11 protein-coding genes are annotated in these 14,415 nt (G+C 41.0%); 6 read left to right on the plus strand and 5 right to left on the minus strand.

Annotation, left to right across the window (positions count from 1 at the left end):
* Positions 1-29 precede the first annotated feature (29 nt).
* The 4 genes from ACHFIY_RS15750 (at position 30) to ACHFIY_RS15765 (ending at position 6,823) form a co-directional block, all read left to right on the plus strand.
* Positions 30-3,431, plus strand: coding sequence for a SusC/RagA family TonB-linked outer membrane protein (locus ACHFIY_RS15750; RefSeq protein ID WP_410847074.1), 3,402 nt, complete (start codon positions 30-32; stop codon positions 3,429-3,431).
* 26 nt (positions 3,432-3,457) lie between these two features.
* Entirely contained in the window at positions 3,458-4,984 is a 1,527-nt protein-coding gene (locus ACHFIY_RS15755; protein WP_410847075.1) for a RagB/SusD family nutrient uptake outer membrane protein, read from the plus strand.
* Positions 4,985-5,462: 478 nt separating this feature from the next.
* Positions 5,463-6,182: a lipoyl(octanoyl) transferase LipB gene (lipB, locus tag ACHFIY_RS15760; RefSeq protein ID WP_410847076.1), complete on the plus strand. Its 720-nt coding sequence runs from the start codon at positions 5,463-5,465 to the stop codon at positions 6,180-6,182.
* A 134-nt stretch (positions 6,183-6,316) separates the two neighbouring features.
* Complete coding sequence (locus ACHFIY_RS15765) at positions 6,317-6,823, plus strand: YdeI/OmpD-associated family protein (protein ID WP_410847077.1); 507 nt, start codon at positions 6,317-6,319, stop codon at positions 6,821-6,823.
* A 137-nt stretch (positions 6,824-6,960) separates the two neighbouring features.
* On the opposite strand, the gene pgi is transcribed toward ACHFIY_RS15765, so the two are convergent.
* Together pgi and ACHFIY_RS15775 are read right to left on the minus strand one after the other, a co-directional pair.
* Complete coding sequence (gene pgi, locus ACHFIY_RS15770) at positions 6,961-8,616, minus strand: glucose-6-phosphate isomerase (protein WP_410847078.1); 1,656 nt, start codon at positions 8,614-8,616, stop codon at positions 6,961-6,963.
* Positions 8,617-8,877: 261 nt separating this feature from the next.
* The gene (locus ACHFIY_RS15775) at positions 8,878-9,894 is read right to left on the minus strand and encodes a threonine aldolase family protein (protein ID WP_410847079.1); all 1,017 of its coding nucleotides are present in this window, start codon (positions 9,892-9,894) and stop codon (positions 8,878-8,880) included.
* 242 nt (positions 9,895-10,136) lie between these two features.
* On the opposite strand from ACHFIY_RS15775, the gene ACHFIY_RS15780 reads away from it, so the two are divergent.
* Entirely contained in the window at positions 10,137-10,994 is an 858-nt protein-coding gene (locus ACHFIY_RS15780) for a sigma-70 family RNA polymerase sigma factor (RefSeq protein WP_410847080.1), read from the plus strand.
* 88 nt (positions 10,995-11,082) lie between these two features.
* Here the strand turns inward: ACHFIY_RS15780 and ACHFIY_RS15785 are convergent, their stop codons facing one another.
* Positions 11,083-11,289 (minus strand): hypothetical protein, encoded by a 207-nt coding sequence (locus ACHFIY_RS15785; protein ID WP_410847081.1) that lies wholly within the window; start codon positions 11,287-11,289, stop codon positions 11,083-11,085.
* A 9-nt stretch (positions 11,290-11,298) separates the two neighbouring features.
* Positions 11,299-11,469 (minus strand): pepsin/retropepsin-like aspartic protease family protein, encoded by a 171-nt coding sequence (locus ACHFIY_RS15790; protein WP_410847082.1) that lies wholly within the window; start codon positions 11,467-11,469, stop codon positions 11,299-11,301.
* A 205-nt stretch (positions 11,470-11,674) separates the two neighbouring features.
* On the opposite strand from ACHFIY_RS15790, the gene ACHFIY_RS15795 reads away from it, so the two are divergent.
* Positions 11,675-12,481: a 5'-nucleotidase, lipoprotein e(P4) family gene (locus ACHFIY_RS15795; protein ID WP_410847083.1), complete on the plus strand. Its 807-nt coding sequence runs from the start codon at positions 11,675-11,677 to the stop codon at positions 12,479-12,481.
* 134 nt (positions 12,482-12,615) lie between these two features.
* Here the strand turns inward: ACHFIY_RS15795 and ACHFIY_RS15800 are convergent, their stop codons facing one another.
* A complete protein-coding gene (locus tag ACHFIY_RS15800) occupies positions 12,616-14,223 on the minus strand; it encodes a S41 family peptidase (RefSeq protein ID WP_410847084.1) in 1,608 nt (535 codons plus the stop codon).
* Positions 14,224-14,415 lie beyond the last annotated feature (192 nt).

Here is a 14,415-nt window from a genome sequence, read left to right on the forward strand (position 1 = left end):
ATTCAAATAACGCTAAATAATAACTGTTTATGAAGGCTACCAATGTAGTGTGTGGGTATTTTTGCATGATAGTGCCGCTATTTGTATATGCAAAAGATGGGGCGGCACAATCGTATGACAATTCTTCTAACAAGAATGTGTTTCACTATGCTGTTAGCAACCAAGTGATTGAAAAAACGCAAAAACAAAACCTTTTTTCTGTTTTAAAAGAACTGAACAAGAAAAAAGGCGTCTTCTTTCTTTTTAGCGATTCGTCTATAGCCAACAAACAGGTAAACGCACCTGACTTTAAAAATGAAATAGACGATATTATTTTGCAAGTGTTTAAGAATACAGGTCTTAAATACAAAAAAATATCTGCCAATACCTTTGTTATCACCAATGAGCGGGCAACAACTAGTACTGGCGACAATAATATATTGTTCAACCTGATAGAAACGCCGTTTGGCGAGCCTAGGTTTGTATCCATTAACGATGCAAACCTGCCACAAAGGAAAATAACGGGCAAAGTAACGGGCAAAAATGGAGTGCCGCTAGAAGGCGTAACCATAAAAGTAAAAGGGCAAAAAACAGGAACCACCACAAAAGCGGATGGTTCTTTTTCTATATTAGTACCAGACAATGCAACGTTAGAATTCTCTGCTGTTGGCTACTTAAGCACTACCGCCAAGGTAAATGCGGCAGCTAGCCTTTCAATCGCCTTGCAAGAGTCGGCAGCAGACCTAGACGATGTAGTGGTGGTAGCTTATGGCACACAAAAACGCTCTACATTTACAGGTTCTGCCACAACGGTAAGGCAGCAAATGCTGGAAGATGTGCCGCGTGCCTCTTTCCAGGAAAGTTTGCAAGGCAATGCAGTAGGTGTATTATCTACCAATGGTACAGGTCAGCCAGGGGCGGCTCCATCGGTAAGGATTAGGGGGGTTGGTTCGATAACCGCTTCCAGCACACCATTGTATGTAGTGGATGGTGTGCCACTAGTATCTGGGGATATATCAAACGGTTTAAATTCCAACACCATTGCAGCCATCAATGCGATGGATATACAAAGTACTGTAATTTTGAAAGATGCGGCTGCAACAGCTTTATATGGCTCTAGGGGTGCAAATGGTGTGATATTACTAACAACGAAAAGAGGAAAGGCTGGCAAAACAATAATTGACTGCAGGGCACAAACTGGCGTTAGTTTTTATAGCCTCAATCAGTCAAAAGACAAAACCCTGAATAGTTCCCAAATGGTTGATTACCTAAGGAATGCTTGGGCAAATGCGGGCAATGCCCCAGCCGATTTTAATGCAGAATTGACCAAAAGCCATGTTGATACAACAGTAAATACCAATTGGTTCAAGGAGATATTGCATACTGGTCAGTATGCCAATATGTCTCTGAACCTGAGCGGAGGTAACGAAAAAACAACTTTCTATATTTCTGGGGGGCTTTTCCAGCAAGATGGTACGCAAAGAAACACAGATTACAAGAAAATAACAACTATGATTAGCGTTACCCACAAAGCCACGGACAAGCTTACTGTTTCGGCAGGCTTTAGCGGGGCTTACCAGTTGGCCAATAGTTCTGTAGTCGGGGCAACTTACGAAAACCCAACTAGGGCTATGTACCGCCTCCAGAGCTGGCTCACGCCTAAAAACCTACAGGATGGCAGCTATCGGATAGATTTCAACAACGGTTATAACCCTGTGGCTATACAAACTGCTGATATACGCAGGACTACAACTTATGTTTTAAGGGGGGTATCGAATGGTATTTATAAATTAGGTAAAGGCTTTACATATGAAACAACCGCTGGTTTAGACTTTAGCTATGCTTTTAACCTGCAATACAACGATCCTCGCTACGGTAATGGAAATGCATCAGCTGGGGGTAGTGTTGCTAATTATTTTCAGGATATAGCTAGTTGGGTATGGACGAATATCATTAGGTATAAAAAGACAATAAATATTGACAACAACTTCGAAGTATTTGGAGGCTATGAGTCTTCCATGAGGACTGGCCATAATTTAAGTGCTACCGGCAGCAATTTGGCAGTAAGGGATTTGTATTCAATTGCTGTTTCAGCAATCCCTTCTAGGCAGTCTAGCACGCCTACTAAAAGCAGCCTAGTATCGCAATTTGTAAATGGAACATATACATTTAAAAATAGATACTATATTTCTGGTTCTTTTAGGAACGATGGTTCTTCTAAGTTTGGATATGTGAAACAAAGCGATCAATTCTGGAGCGTGGGTGCAGGATGGGATATAACTAAAGAAAGTTTTTTAAACATCAAATGGCTTTACGACCTGAAATTGAGGAGTAGCTATGGCAAAACCGGCAACTCCATTGGTCTTGCAGACTTTGGTCCTAGCACCCTATACGATGCCACTGTTGCGTATAACGATCAGCCTGGCATTATTTTTTCGCAAATTGGCAACCCATACCTAACATGGGAAAAAAACTATCCTTGGAATATTGGACTTGATGCCGCTTTCCTAAAAAATAGGATTGTTACTTCGGTAGACTGGTACACAAGGAAAACAACAGACCTGATACTAGCTTTCCCAGTACCTAATACAAGCGGTCAACCTTCGGTAAATGGGGGGTATGGGTCTATGCGAAATACTGGTTTTGAGATAGTGGTAAACACCATTAATATATTGCCTAAAAAGGTAGATGGTTTTGGCTGGAAAACACAGGCTATGTTTACAACAAACCAAAATACCATACTTAAATTGGCACGTTCTTACACGGGCACGTACGACAGGCATGTGGGCATAGATTATTATCAATTTTATATGCCTAGCTATGCAGGTGTAGACAGTTCAAACGGAAAAGCGCAATGGCTAAGGTATGATACAGCCAAGAAACAGGATGTGATTACAAACAACTGGGGTTCTGCAAAATATTACGACCAGGGCAGTGCGTTGCCTAAGTTCTATGGCTCGCTTATCAATACGTTTAGTTATAAACGCTTTTCATTATTGATACAATTTTATTATAACTGGGGCAATAAAGTATTGGACGACAACGGTACTTTCAACAGTTCTGATGGTTCTGCTGGTTTCAGCGCCACGGGCAATGTGCCTTACTACGATTACATTCACAGGTGGAAAAAACCAGGAGACATCACTGACGTGCCTGCCCCCGTTTTTGAAGGTATACAAACAGGTCTTAGCACACAAAACTCTTCCCGGTTTTTGTATGATGGGAGTTATATTCGCCTTAGGGATATTATGCTTTCGTACGATTTGCCTGCAAGAGTATTGGCAAAGGCAAAAATAGCTACTGCTAAAATATATTTCAGGGCCAACAACCTTTACACATTTGTAAAAGATAAGCGTTTGCTGTATGACCCTGAAACACCTGTAGATGGAACGCTAAACCTTCGTCCACCCAAAGCAATTACTTTTTTGTTAGGCATGAATGTTAATTTTTAATTATTGAAAGTGATAAAATTGTAAAAATGAATAGGTTAAAATATCTAAGCTGCATTGTTATCACCCTAGTAATGGGTGGTTCATGCTCCAAAAGTTTTACTAGCATAACGCCAACAAACAATATTTACGCAGCAGATGCCATTACCAGTGTAGAGAATGTAAGGGCAGCAGTAAATGGGCTTTATTACCTTATGGCCACCAGCGATTATTATGGCAGGACAGCAGTGCTATTACCCGATTTGATGGCAGATAATATATATAGGAGCGTACAAGCGGGTGCAAGGTTTACCAGCTATGCCAACCAAAGTGTAACATCAACGGATGGCTATGCACTATCTTTATGGCAACAATTATATTCTATTGTTATTAATGCCAATACCATAATCAACAAATATCCAGCTGTACCTGTAAAAAGTAGCGATTCGCTTGAATTCAGGCAGCTTATCGGCGAGGCTTATGCAGCAAGGGCATTGGCATATTTTGACCTGACCCGTTTTTTTGCTTATTCCTACACAAAGATGACCGATTCTACTAATTTTGCTGTTCCTATTGTTTTAGGTTCATACCCTAACGACCTGTCCGAGGTAGAATACCCTGCAAGGTCTAGCACGGCTGATTGTTATGCCCAAATATTTAGAGATAAAGACTCCGCTCTTCAATATTTAAACCCAAATGGGAATGTATTGATAAAAGGGGCAGTTGACCCTTCTTTGTTCAGGATTAGACTTAATTATTTCAGCGTAAATGCATTGGCAGCAAGGGCTTACCTATATAAAGGAGATTATGCAAATGCTATTCAAGCTGCTAGCATCGTTATTGCTAGTCCCCGCTATTCATTGTTGCCAGCATCAACGCTTACGTCAGATTTTCACTCGCAAGGCAATAGCGAATCTATATTTGAAATAGCCAACAATGCCTACAACAACCAAGGGTCCAATAGCATCGCTTACATATTTAACCAGAATGGCTATGGCGAAATGCTAGCCCCAGACACCATGTATAATATTTATGATACTGTCGATGCAAGGAGGGGCTTTATTACCCCAGGCAGGCGCAATAGTTTTGGCGGGGAAGATTCAACCTATATCATCAATAAATACAGCAATATCACCAATTACCAGGAAAATATCAAAATTTTTCGTTTGGCAGAGATGTACCTTATCCGATCAGAAGCGTTGGCGCTTTCCTCAGGCGTGCAGTCCGCCATACCCGATTTAATAACCATAACAAGTGCAAGGAAGGAAATACTAAAAGCAGATACTTCATCAAAAGCAACATTAGTTACCTTCATGCCCACCATTTTATTGGAAAACAGGAAAGAATTTGCATTTGAAGGCCACAGGATATTCGATCTTACTAGGATACATGATCAAACATCAACTAGGCTTACCACCACTTATGCCTACTACCACTACAGGTATCAAACCTTAACAAAAGGGCAGATACCAAGGTCTGGGGCAATGATCAGCACCCTAAAAAAATATGCCCTTTTGCCTATACCAAATACAGATAGGAAAAACAACATAGCGCTTACACAAAATCTAGGTTATTAAAATAAAACAAGACCTGTAAACTAAAGGCTGCCTTGGCCTTGGCTAGCTGAGGCAGTTTTTGTTTATTTTTTGCCCAGCATATTGCTACGAGGCTGCAAGCCTCGAAGCAATATGCTGTCGCTTGTAGAAACAAAAAACGAAACGGTTAGCAACAAAAAGCAATTTTTTAACACGGGTTGCACCCATGGCTACTATTTTTCAACCTCTATTGAGGTTTTTAGGCAATAATAGTTTCACAAACTATAACCACCAGCTTTATAAAAAAACCATTTGCTGCAAAATAGGCCTTAGCCAATGAGCGTATGCAATATCCCCCTACATGGAGATACCTTCTATGGTAGGCAAGATAATTATTGTATATCTTACAACCTACCACTACCTAATGCCCACTCACTAATCACCACTGCCCACTAAAAAATGTGATTTCTATGTTTATAACTATCTATTGCTTTCTATTGGCTATCTGTAAATTTGTGGAATGAAGAAAGAGGTGTTTTTTAAAGACCTAGGGCTTAGGCATTTTAAAGAAGTATGGGACCTGCAGGAGGTATTGCTGAAACAAAACGTAGAGGCAAAGGGCATGCTAGCCAATGCGCATACAGAGGCAGACATTCATTTGTACAAGCAGCAAATAAACAACCACCTGTTGTTTGTGGAGCATTACCCTGTTTACACACTCGGTAAAAGCGGTCGAGAGGAAAATATTTTGATAAGCGATGAAGAAAGGATAGAAAAAGGCATTGAATTTTTCCATATCAACCGTGGGGGGGATATTACCTTCCACGGCCCCGAACAGCTTGTTGGCTATCCTATACTAGACTTGGATAACTTCAAAACTGACTTAGGCTGGTACTTACGTTGCCTAGAAGAAGTAATCATACTAACACTAGAAGAATATGGCATTGATGGCGATCGCAGCCCTGGAGAAACGGGTGTTTGGCTGGATGCTGGCATACCCGGCAAGGAAAGGAAAATTTGTGCCATGGGCATACGCTGTAGCCGATGGATTACTATGCACGGTTTTGCCTTGAATGTAAATACAAATCTTAGTTATTTCGACAACATCATCCCCTGTGGTATTGCAAACAAGCAGGTAACCTCGCTGCAAAAAGAGCTAAACAGCAAAGTACCCTTGTATGATGTAAAAGAAAGGGTAATGCGTAACTTCGAGATTGTTTTTAGTGCGCATTTGGTGTAGGGGGAGTTTTGTGTTTTAGGGTTTAAGATATTATGGCAGCGTGAAGGAAGTTTCTTTTATCATTTTAAGCCGAGTTGGTGGTATGTGGTCAGAAGCAATGCATCAGTCAAAATTTAAAATTCAAAATAAGCTAGATGGTACAGTTTACAGCTATGCTGAAAAGATATGAACAGCATGGCGAGAAAACAGGGTGGACATATATAGACGTACCTACTGAAATAGCCCAGAAATTGAAACCCAACAATAAGAAAAGTTTCCGTGTAAAAGTAGGGCTGGACAATGCCCATTTTGAAGGGGTGGCTTTGGTGCCGATGGGAGAGGGGGATTTTATAATGGCTATAAATGCCACTATGCGAAAAGCCATTGGGAAAATAAAAGGGGATACAGTGAAAATAAGCCTAGAGATTGACGAAAACCCCTATCAATTGAACGCAGATTTTATTGCCTGCCTAGAAGACGAGCCGAAAGCCACTGCCTTTTTCAATACGTTGCCCAAAGGCCACCAGAACTATTTTAGCAAATGGATAGAAAGTGCCAAGACAGATGAAACAAAAGCCAAGCGGATAGCCCAAAGCGTAAATGCGCTTTCTAAAAAATTAGGCTATGCTGAAATGATTAGATTTTTGAAAGGTCAGGTATAAGAAATTGCCACAAGTAGTAAACTAAAGAAGCAAATGTTTATTTGCGCATAAATCCAATTTATTGTGCCAATCAATTAACCTAAAAAAATGGGTATAAAGCTCTCACCTTATACCCATTTCTTCAAACAATAAAAAACTTACCCCCTAAATTTCTTATAAATATTAATCAACCCATTGGTAGAGCTATCATGCGATGTGACAGGTTCGTCGTTCTCCAGTTCAGGAAGTATTTTGTTGGCCAATTGCTTGCCTAGTTCCACGCCCCATTGGTCGAAACTGAAAATGTTCCAGATAACGCCTTGGATGAATATTTTGTGCTCGTACAAAGCAATCAAACTGCCCAATGTATAAGGCGTTATTTTCTTTACGATGAATGAGTTGGTAGGCTTGTTGCCTGCAAAGGCTTTAAAAGGCACTAATTTCTTGTTTTCCTCTTCTGACTTGCCCACTTTCATCAATTCTATTTTCACCTCGTTCTCGCTTTTGCCGTTCATCAACGCCTCGGTTTGGGCAAAAAAGTTGGATAATAGCTTTTGGTGGTGGTCGCCAATTGGGTTGTGGGAAATAGCAGGTGCAATAAAGTCGCAAGGGATTACCAATGTACCTTGGTGTATCAATTGATAAAATGCGTGCTGACCGTTTGTGCCAGGTTCGCCCCAGATAACTGGGCCTGTTTTATAATCAACGCTGTTGCCGCTCCTGTCCACGCTTTTGCCATTGCTTTCCATGTTCCCTTGCTGGAAATAGGCAGCAAAGCGGTGCATGTATTGGTCGTAAGGCAGTATGGCTTCGCTTTGCGCTTTGAAGAAATTGGTGTACCAAATACCAATCAAAGCCATCAGCACAGGTATGTTTTTGTCGAACTTCTCGGCTTGCACATGCTTGTCAACGGCATAAGCCCCTTTTAGCAATTCTTCAAAATTGTCATAGCCTACTGTTAAAGCAATGGATAAACCGATAGCGCTCCACAAGCTGTAGCGGCCGCCAACCCAATCCCAAAACTCAAACATATTGGCTTTGTCTATCCCAAACTTGGTTACTTCCTTTTCATTGGTGCTCAATGCCGCAAAATGCTTGGCTACATGGGCTTCATCTATGGCCGATTCTAAGAACCAAGCCCTTGCCGTGAGTGCGTTGGTCATGGTTTCCTGCGTGGTGAAGGTTTTAGATGCCACAAGAAACAGGGTTTCCTCAGGATTTACTTTTTTCAAGGTCTCGGCTATGTGCGTGCCATCTACATTGCTTACAAAATAAGGCTGAATGCCTTCCACCCAATAAGGCTTCAAGGCTTCAGTTACCATTACAGGTCCTAAGTCGCTGCCGCCAATGCCTATGTTTACAATGTATTTTATGGGTTTGCCTGTGTAGCCTTTCCATTCGCCACTATGTATTTTAGCACAAAAAGCCCGCATTTGTTTTTGCACTTTATGTATATGGGGCATAATATCTTTCCCATCTACCAAAATGATGGTGTCGGAAAAATTGCGAAGGGCTGTATGCAGCACGCTACGCTGCTCGGTTTCATTTATTTTTAACCCTGCAAACATATCATGTATGGCTTCCGGCACTTTGCAGTCATCAGCCAGTTGCAGCAGCAACTGCAATGTTTTTTGATTGATGATATTTTTTGAATAATCAAAAACAATATCTTCAAAACAAAGCGAGAACTTTTGGAAACGATCTGGTTCTGCCGCAAACAAGTCCCTCATGTGCTTGCGGCTCATTTCGTCTTCGTAATGCTTTCTTAGCAGCAACCATGCCTGCGTGTTTGTAGGATTAATTTTCGGCAACATAATTTTTTATCGTAATTGACAATTGATAATTAATAATTGATAATTCTTTAGTTACTACTCAAGTGCAAGTTTGATTAATCTGCCACAGAGGCACAAAGCTGCACAAAGTTTTAAGGGAAGAAGACGAAAAGAAAAAACAATGAAAAATTATGTTATCAATACCTTTTAACCTTCTTTTTCCTTTGTACTTCTTCGTGTTTTTGTGCCTTTGTGGCAAAAAAAGCAAGTAGTAATCTGCTTTTCAATCCCTACAATCCAACTTTACAAATTGTTAATAGCCTGCACCACTTCATCCACCATTTCCCTAGTAATCCCCAAATGTAACACCATTCTTATTTGCGTGGGCGAAATGGCCATTAAAAAAATTCCCAATTCTTTCATTGCAGCTACAAATGTGGCTGGCATATGCCTTTCTTTTATTTCGGCAATGATGATATTGGTGTCAACGGACAGTATGTTTCCTGCAAAATCTTTGCCAGCCAATGCCGCTGAAATTTTCTTTGCATTTTCATGGTCAATAGCCAGCCTGCTTATATTGTTTTCCAGTGCATAAACACCCGCAGCAGCCAAAATACCCGCTTGCCTCATGCCGCCGCCAAAGACTTTCCTTACCCTCCGTGCTTTTTTTATAAAAGAACTCGTGCCTAGCAATACGCTGCCTACGGGCGTACCTAACCCTTTGCTTAGGCAGATAGAAATACTGTCAAACACCTCGCCATATTGTTTTGGGCTTTCGTTATTGGCAACAATGGCATTAAAAAGCCTAGCCCCATCAAGATGAAAAGAAAGATTGTTTGCCAAGCAAACCTCTTTTATGGCTATTAGTTCTTTAAAATCATAACAGCTTCCCCCACCCCTATTGGTTGTGTTTTCAACAGATACCAGCTTGCTGGAAGCTTTATAATCTGCATCGTCATTGATGGCTGCTTTTACTTGTTCAGCAGAAATCCTACCCCTGTCGCCATCTATTAAATGAACTGAACAGCCGCTATTGAAAGCGATTCCACCGCCTTCGTACTGGTAAATATGCGAAAGCTTGTCGCAAATAACTTCATCGCCAGGCTGGGTATGCACTTTTATGGCTATCTGGTTGGTCATTGTGCCGCTTGGGCAAAACAAGCCTGCTTCCATGCCAAACATACTTGCCGCCATGGCTTCCAATTCGTTCACGGTAGGATCTTCACCAAAAACATCATCTCCTAGTTTTGCATGGAGCATGGTATCCAGCATTGTTGGGTTGGGCTGGGTTACGGTATCTGAGCGTAAGTCTATTGTCATAAATACTTTTTATCCGATAACAACCTGCAATTTCATCATTTCTCAGACTTATTTACTATAAAATACCTTAAAGTTTCAATTACACAAAATATTTTTCAATAAAAATCGGGGGAATAAATAATAGCGTTGTATCTTTGCCGACTTTCTAATTTTCAGGTTATGCCAGATAATAAACACAATTTGTGCAACTTATGTTACATAATTAATGTTTATTACTCTACAAGCAAGTATAAATCCCACATATGAGGCAGCTCAAGATAGCAACACAGATTACCAACAGAGATTCACAGGCCGTAGAAAAGTATCTGCAGGAAATTTCTAAAATTCCGATGATCACTCCCGAGGAGGAAACAACGCTGGCTCAAAAAATCAAAATGGGTAATCAAAGGGCCCTTGACAAATTAGTGCAAGCCAACTTGCGCTTCGTGGTATCTGTAGCTAAGCAGTACCAGCATCAAGGGCTTTCCCTTAGCGATTTAATTAACGAGGGCAACCTCGGCTTAATCAAGGCGGCTCAACGCTTTGACGAAACAAAAGGTTTCAAATTTATCTCTTACGCTGTGTGGTGGATTCGCCAGTCGATACTACAGGCGTTGGCAGAGCAGGGCAGATTAGTCCGCCTGCCTCAAAACAAAATTGGCACCTACAACAAAGCCAACAAGGCTTACATGGCTTTTGAACAAGAACACGAGCGTGAACCTTCAACTGAAGAGCTTAGCGACATCTTGGAAATGAGCGAAACGGAAATCAACAACATTTTTCAAAGTAATACCCGCCATACTTCCTTAGACGCACCCGTGCACGAAGCAGAAGATGTAGCCATGGGTGATTTATTGGAAGGCAGCGATGATACTGATGATGATGTAATGAAAGACTCATTAAGAGAAGAAATTCGCCGTGTATTGAAATCACTAAGTCCAAGAGAAGCAGAAATTGTAAATGCTTACTTTGGATTGGATGGAGAAAACGGTGTAACTATTGAACAAATTGGTTCCAAATACGACCTTACTAAGGAGCGTATCCGCCAAATTAAAGAACGTGCCATCAAGCGTTTGCAAAAAGCACGTTACAGCAATGCATTGAAAGCATATTTGGGTTAATTAAAATATGTATCCCATTTAAAAAAAGTCCCCTTGGTAAATTTTATCAAGGGGACTTTTTTTTGAGTAAAGCGCATGAATTACAATTTTACTTAAATTCCTTTAAAATAAATTTGTTAATTTTAAGGTCTATAATTACAGTGTCATTTTCAAAATCTAATTTAATCCGCCACTTTTGCATGGTAGTTACGCCGATAATAGCTTCTTCGCTCAATCCTGGCACCACCATGAATTCATCAGACATCCTTATTTCATTGAAATAAAAATCGGCCCTGATGGCTTCTTCTATTTTCATGTAATGCCCTTAACTAGCGGTTGCTACTTCCAAGGGGTGGCGCAATATGTTGGTTTGTTCTATTTCCTCGGCATAATCAGGGTGGATACAGGAAAAGGTAGCACCACAATCAAAAAGGGCATAGAATATCTTTTCTCCTTTTGAACCTTCAAACCGAAGTGGGACTTTTATGATGCTCATAGTTCTACATTTTTATTGGGTTGATAATTTGTAAAATTAGTGAAAAAGAAGGCTTTTATAAATTACGCTTTTGCAATAAGTAGCTGCCAGGGATGCAATGAAATTTGAAGTTGGCGCGTTTATCACCTACCCTTCTTCATATAAATTGCATTTTATGTAGCTTGTCTATTTATATTGCACCATCATTTTTTTTAAAATATTATTCATGAACAAATACTGCTTACACCTATTTCTTTTATTGCCATGCTTAAATGCAGCTGCCCAGCAAAACCCAATGCAGGCCGTGCATGAACTAGCATCCCCTTCCGTAAAAGAATACCCCGTTTTGTGGCAGCAAACCGCATCTGAATACAGGGCATTGTGTTACCAGGCATTCAACATTGCTTCCTTGCGGCTGGAAAAAATAAAAGCCACTAAAAAAAACAAAGGTTTGCCATTGGCTATAATTACCGATCTGGACGAAACAATCCTAGACAATAGCTATTGCGAAGCGCAACTGATAAAAGAAGGTAAGGAATACAGCAGCAATACTTGGAAAGATTGGACAAACAAATCTGCCGCAACGGGCGTACCCGGTGCAGTTGACTTTTTGAACGAAGCCCATAGGCAAAAGGTAGATATTTTTTATATCTCCAACAGAAATGTAAGCGAACTAGGGACTACCCTGATAAACCTGCAAAAGCTGGGCTTGCCAGATGCTGATACCGCCCATTGTTTATTTGTAACCACCACCTCTGGCAAAGAGCCTAGGCGAAAAATAGTGGCTGAGAAATACAACGTAATCATGATGCTGGGCGACAACCTGAACGATTTTATGGACATTTTTGAACAAAAATCCATCGAAGCCCGCTTTGCCGAGACCGACAAAATGCGAGAGGAGTGGGGCAAGAAGTTTATAGTATTGCCAAACAGTACTTATGGCGAATGGGAAAATGCGCTCTACAATTACCAGCGAAAGCTTCCAGCAGCTCAAAAGGCAGCGATGCGCAAAGCATTGCTAAAGGGGTATTAAGATTTTGCCACTAAGGCACGAAAACTCGAAGAAGTAATAAGGAAAAGGTTAGATGCCGTGTATTTCTCTTTCCTTAAAACTTTATGCCTCTTTGTGTATTAGTGTCTTTGTGGCTCATTTTCTAAAGCTAACCTTTATTTCATCACATCCAAAGCCTTTGCAACCGTGCTGTCTGTTTGATTATACACTTCGTAAAAACCTTCGCTGCGGGCAATCTGCCTACCCATCAATGCTTTCATGCGGGCTAGTATATTGTTTTTTTCGGTGGCACTAACGGAAGATATGTCCACACCATCACGCTGCATGGCTATTGATTTCAATAGTTGCCATTCCTTTTCACCGGGGTTAAATGCTTGTGCCAACTGAGCTGCCGTGGCTATTTTCTGAAAAACTGGCCTGTTGGTTACATAGTAGTGGTACACAAAATTATTCAATGTGTTTTTATAATACAATTTTATATATGCCAAGGATGCCTTGGAAGTATCTAAAGCAAGTGGCACAAAAATATCTGGCGTTATGCCACCACCACCATACACAATATGCCCACCCGGCGTTTTGAATGCCTTACCTTTTTTGGTGATTGTATCTGCTTTTAACAATGCACCATTATGCAAACGGTCTATTAACTCTTCGTCATAGTCGCTCTTACTCTTGTTGGTATAAGGCTTTTGAATGTTCCTGCCCAATGGGGTATAATAACGAGCAACTGTAAGGCGTACTGCACTGCCATCGCTCAACTGGAATTGTTGCTGCACCAACCCTTTGCCAAAACTGCGCCTGCCAATAATGGTAGCCCTATCCCAATCCTGCAAGGCACCGCTAAGTATCTCGCTGGCACTGGCCGATGTTTCGTCTATTAGTACCGCTAGTTTACCTTTTTCAAAAAGGCCGTCTTTCCTGCAATTATAATCGTGCCTAGGCGATTGAGCCCCCTCTGTGTAAACAATCAATTTATCGCCATCTAAAAATTCGTCTGCTATTGCAGTGGCTTCATTCAGTAGGCCGCCCCCATTGCCACGCAGGTCCAGTATTAGTTTTTTCATGCCTTGCTGCTGTAGTTTGTCTAGGCTTTGCATAAACTCCTCATACGTCCTGTCGCCAAATTTGTTGATTTTGATATAGCCTGTTTCCGGGGCAATGATATAAGCCGCATCAAGGGTAGGCACGGGTATATTGCCCCTCGTTACAGTAATGTTTTGCGGCTTACCATCCCTGACAATGGTAATTTTTACAGACGAACCAGCGGGGCCACGCAGGCTATTCCTGATTTCCTCGTTGGTGGCTTTTTTGCCAGTCAAGGCGATTGTGTCGTTTGCTTTAACCAGCATATCACCTATTTGCAAGCCTGCTTTTTCGCCAGGGCCGTCTTTTATTACGTTTACTACGTTTACTGTATCATTGAATACTTGGAACTCAATGCCTATCCCTTGAAAATTACCTTGCAAGTCTTCATTGGCATCTTTCAGATATTTGGAAGGTATATAAGCCGAGTGAGGGTCTAAGTGTGCAAGCAAATCATCAATCACTATTTGGTTGATGCTGTCCGCTTTACCTGCATCTACATAACGCTCTTTTATCAATTGCAATATTTCCTGTACAGATGTTTTTTTGGCGTTGCTCAAAAATGCTGCATTGTCGCCATTGTTTGTCTTGTCCCGCAATTGATACCCTATCATCATGCCTATCACCATCATTATAGACAGCAGCAAAGGCAACCAAACCTGTAATTTCTTATTTCCCATAAATGAACGATAACCAATTGAGTGGGTTATTAACGGCGGCAAATATATCCTAATCGGAGGAGGTATTGTATTTCTTTGCTTATGATGTTTTGCATTTTGCCACAAAGACTCTAAGGCTCAAAGAAGCACAAAGAAAAAATCCCTAGTTGAAAGAACTTTTCAACTAGGGATTTTTGGCTTAAGACTTATTAC

The organism is Parasediminibacterium schistidii (assembly GCF_046546515.1).
GTDB lineage: Bacteria > Bacteroidota > Bacteroidia > Chitinophagales > Chitinophagaceae > Parasediminibacterium.

Excerpts from the sequence above, each read along its gene's own strand:
- ACHFIY_RS15800 (WP_410847084.1), bottom strand. The coding sequence starts at position 14,223 with ATGGGAAATAAGAAATTACAGGTTTGGTTGCCTTTGCTGCTGTCTATA.
- ACHFIY_RS15795 (WP_410847083.1), top strand. The coding sequence starts at position 11,675 with ATGAACAAATACTGCTTACACCTATTTCTTTTATTGCCATGCTTAAAT.
- ACHFIY_RS15775 (WP_410847079.1), bottom strand. The coding sequence starts at position 9,894 with ATGACAATAGACTTACGCTCAGATACCGTAACCCAGCCCAACCCAACA.
- ACHFIY_RS15755 (WP_410847075.1), top strand. The coding sequence starts at position 3,458 with ATGAATAGGTTAAAATATCTAAGCTGCATTGTTATCACCCTAGTAATG.
- ACHFIY_RS15750 (WP_410847074.1), top strand. The coding sequence starts at position 30 with ATGAAGGCTACCAATGTAGTGTGTGGGTATTTTTGCATGATAGTGCCG.
- pgi (WP_410847078.1), bottom strand. The coding sequence starts at position 8,616 with ATGTTGCCGAAAATTAATCCTACAAACACGCAGGCATGGTTGCTGCTA.
- ACHFIY_RS15780 (WP_410847080.1), top strand. The coding sequence starts at position 10,137 with ATGAGGCAGCTCAAGATAGCAACACAGATTACCAACAGAGATTCACAG.
- lipB (WP_410847076.1), top strand. The coding sequence starts at position 5,463 with ATGAAGAAAGAGGTGTTTTTTAAAGACCTAGGGCTTAGGCATTTTAAA.
- ACHFIY_RS15765 (WP_410847077.1), top strand. The coding sequence starts at position 6,317 with ATGGTACAGTTTACAGCTATGCTGAAAAGATATGAACAGCATGGCGAG.
- ACHFIY_RS15790 (WP_410847082.1), bottom strand. The coding sequence starts at position 11,469 with ATGAGCATCATAAAAGTCCCACTTCGGTTTGAAGGTTCAAAAGGAGAA.
- ACHFIY_RS15785 (WP_410847081.1), bottom strand. The coding sequence starts at position 11,289 with ATGAAAATAGAAGAAGCCATCAGGGCCGATTTTTATTTCAATGAAATA.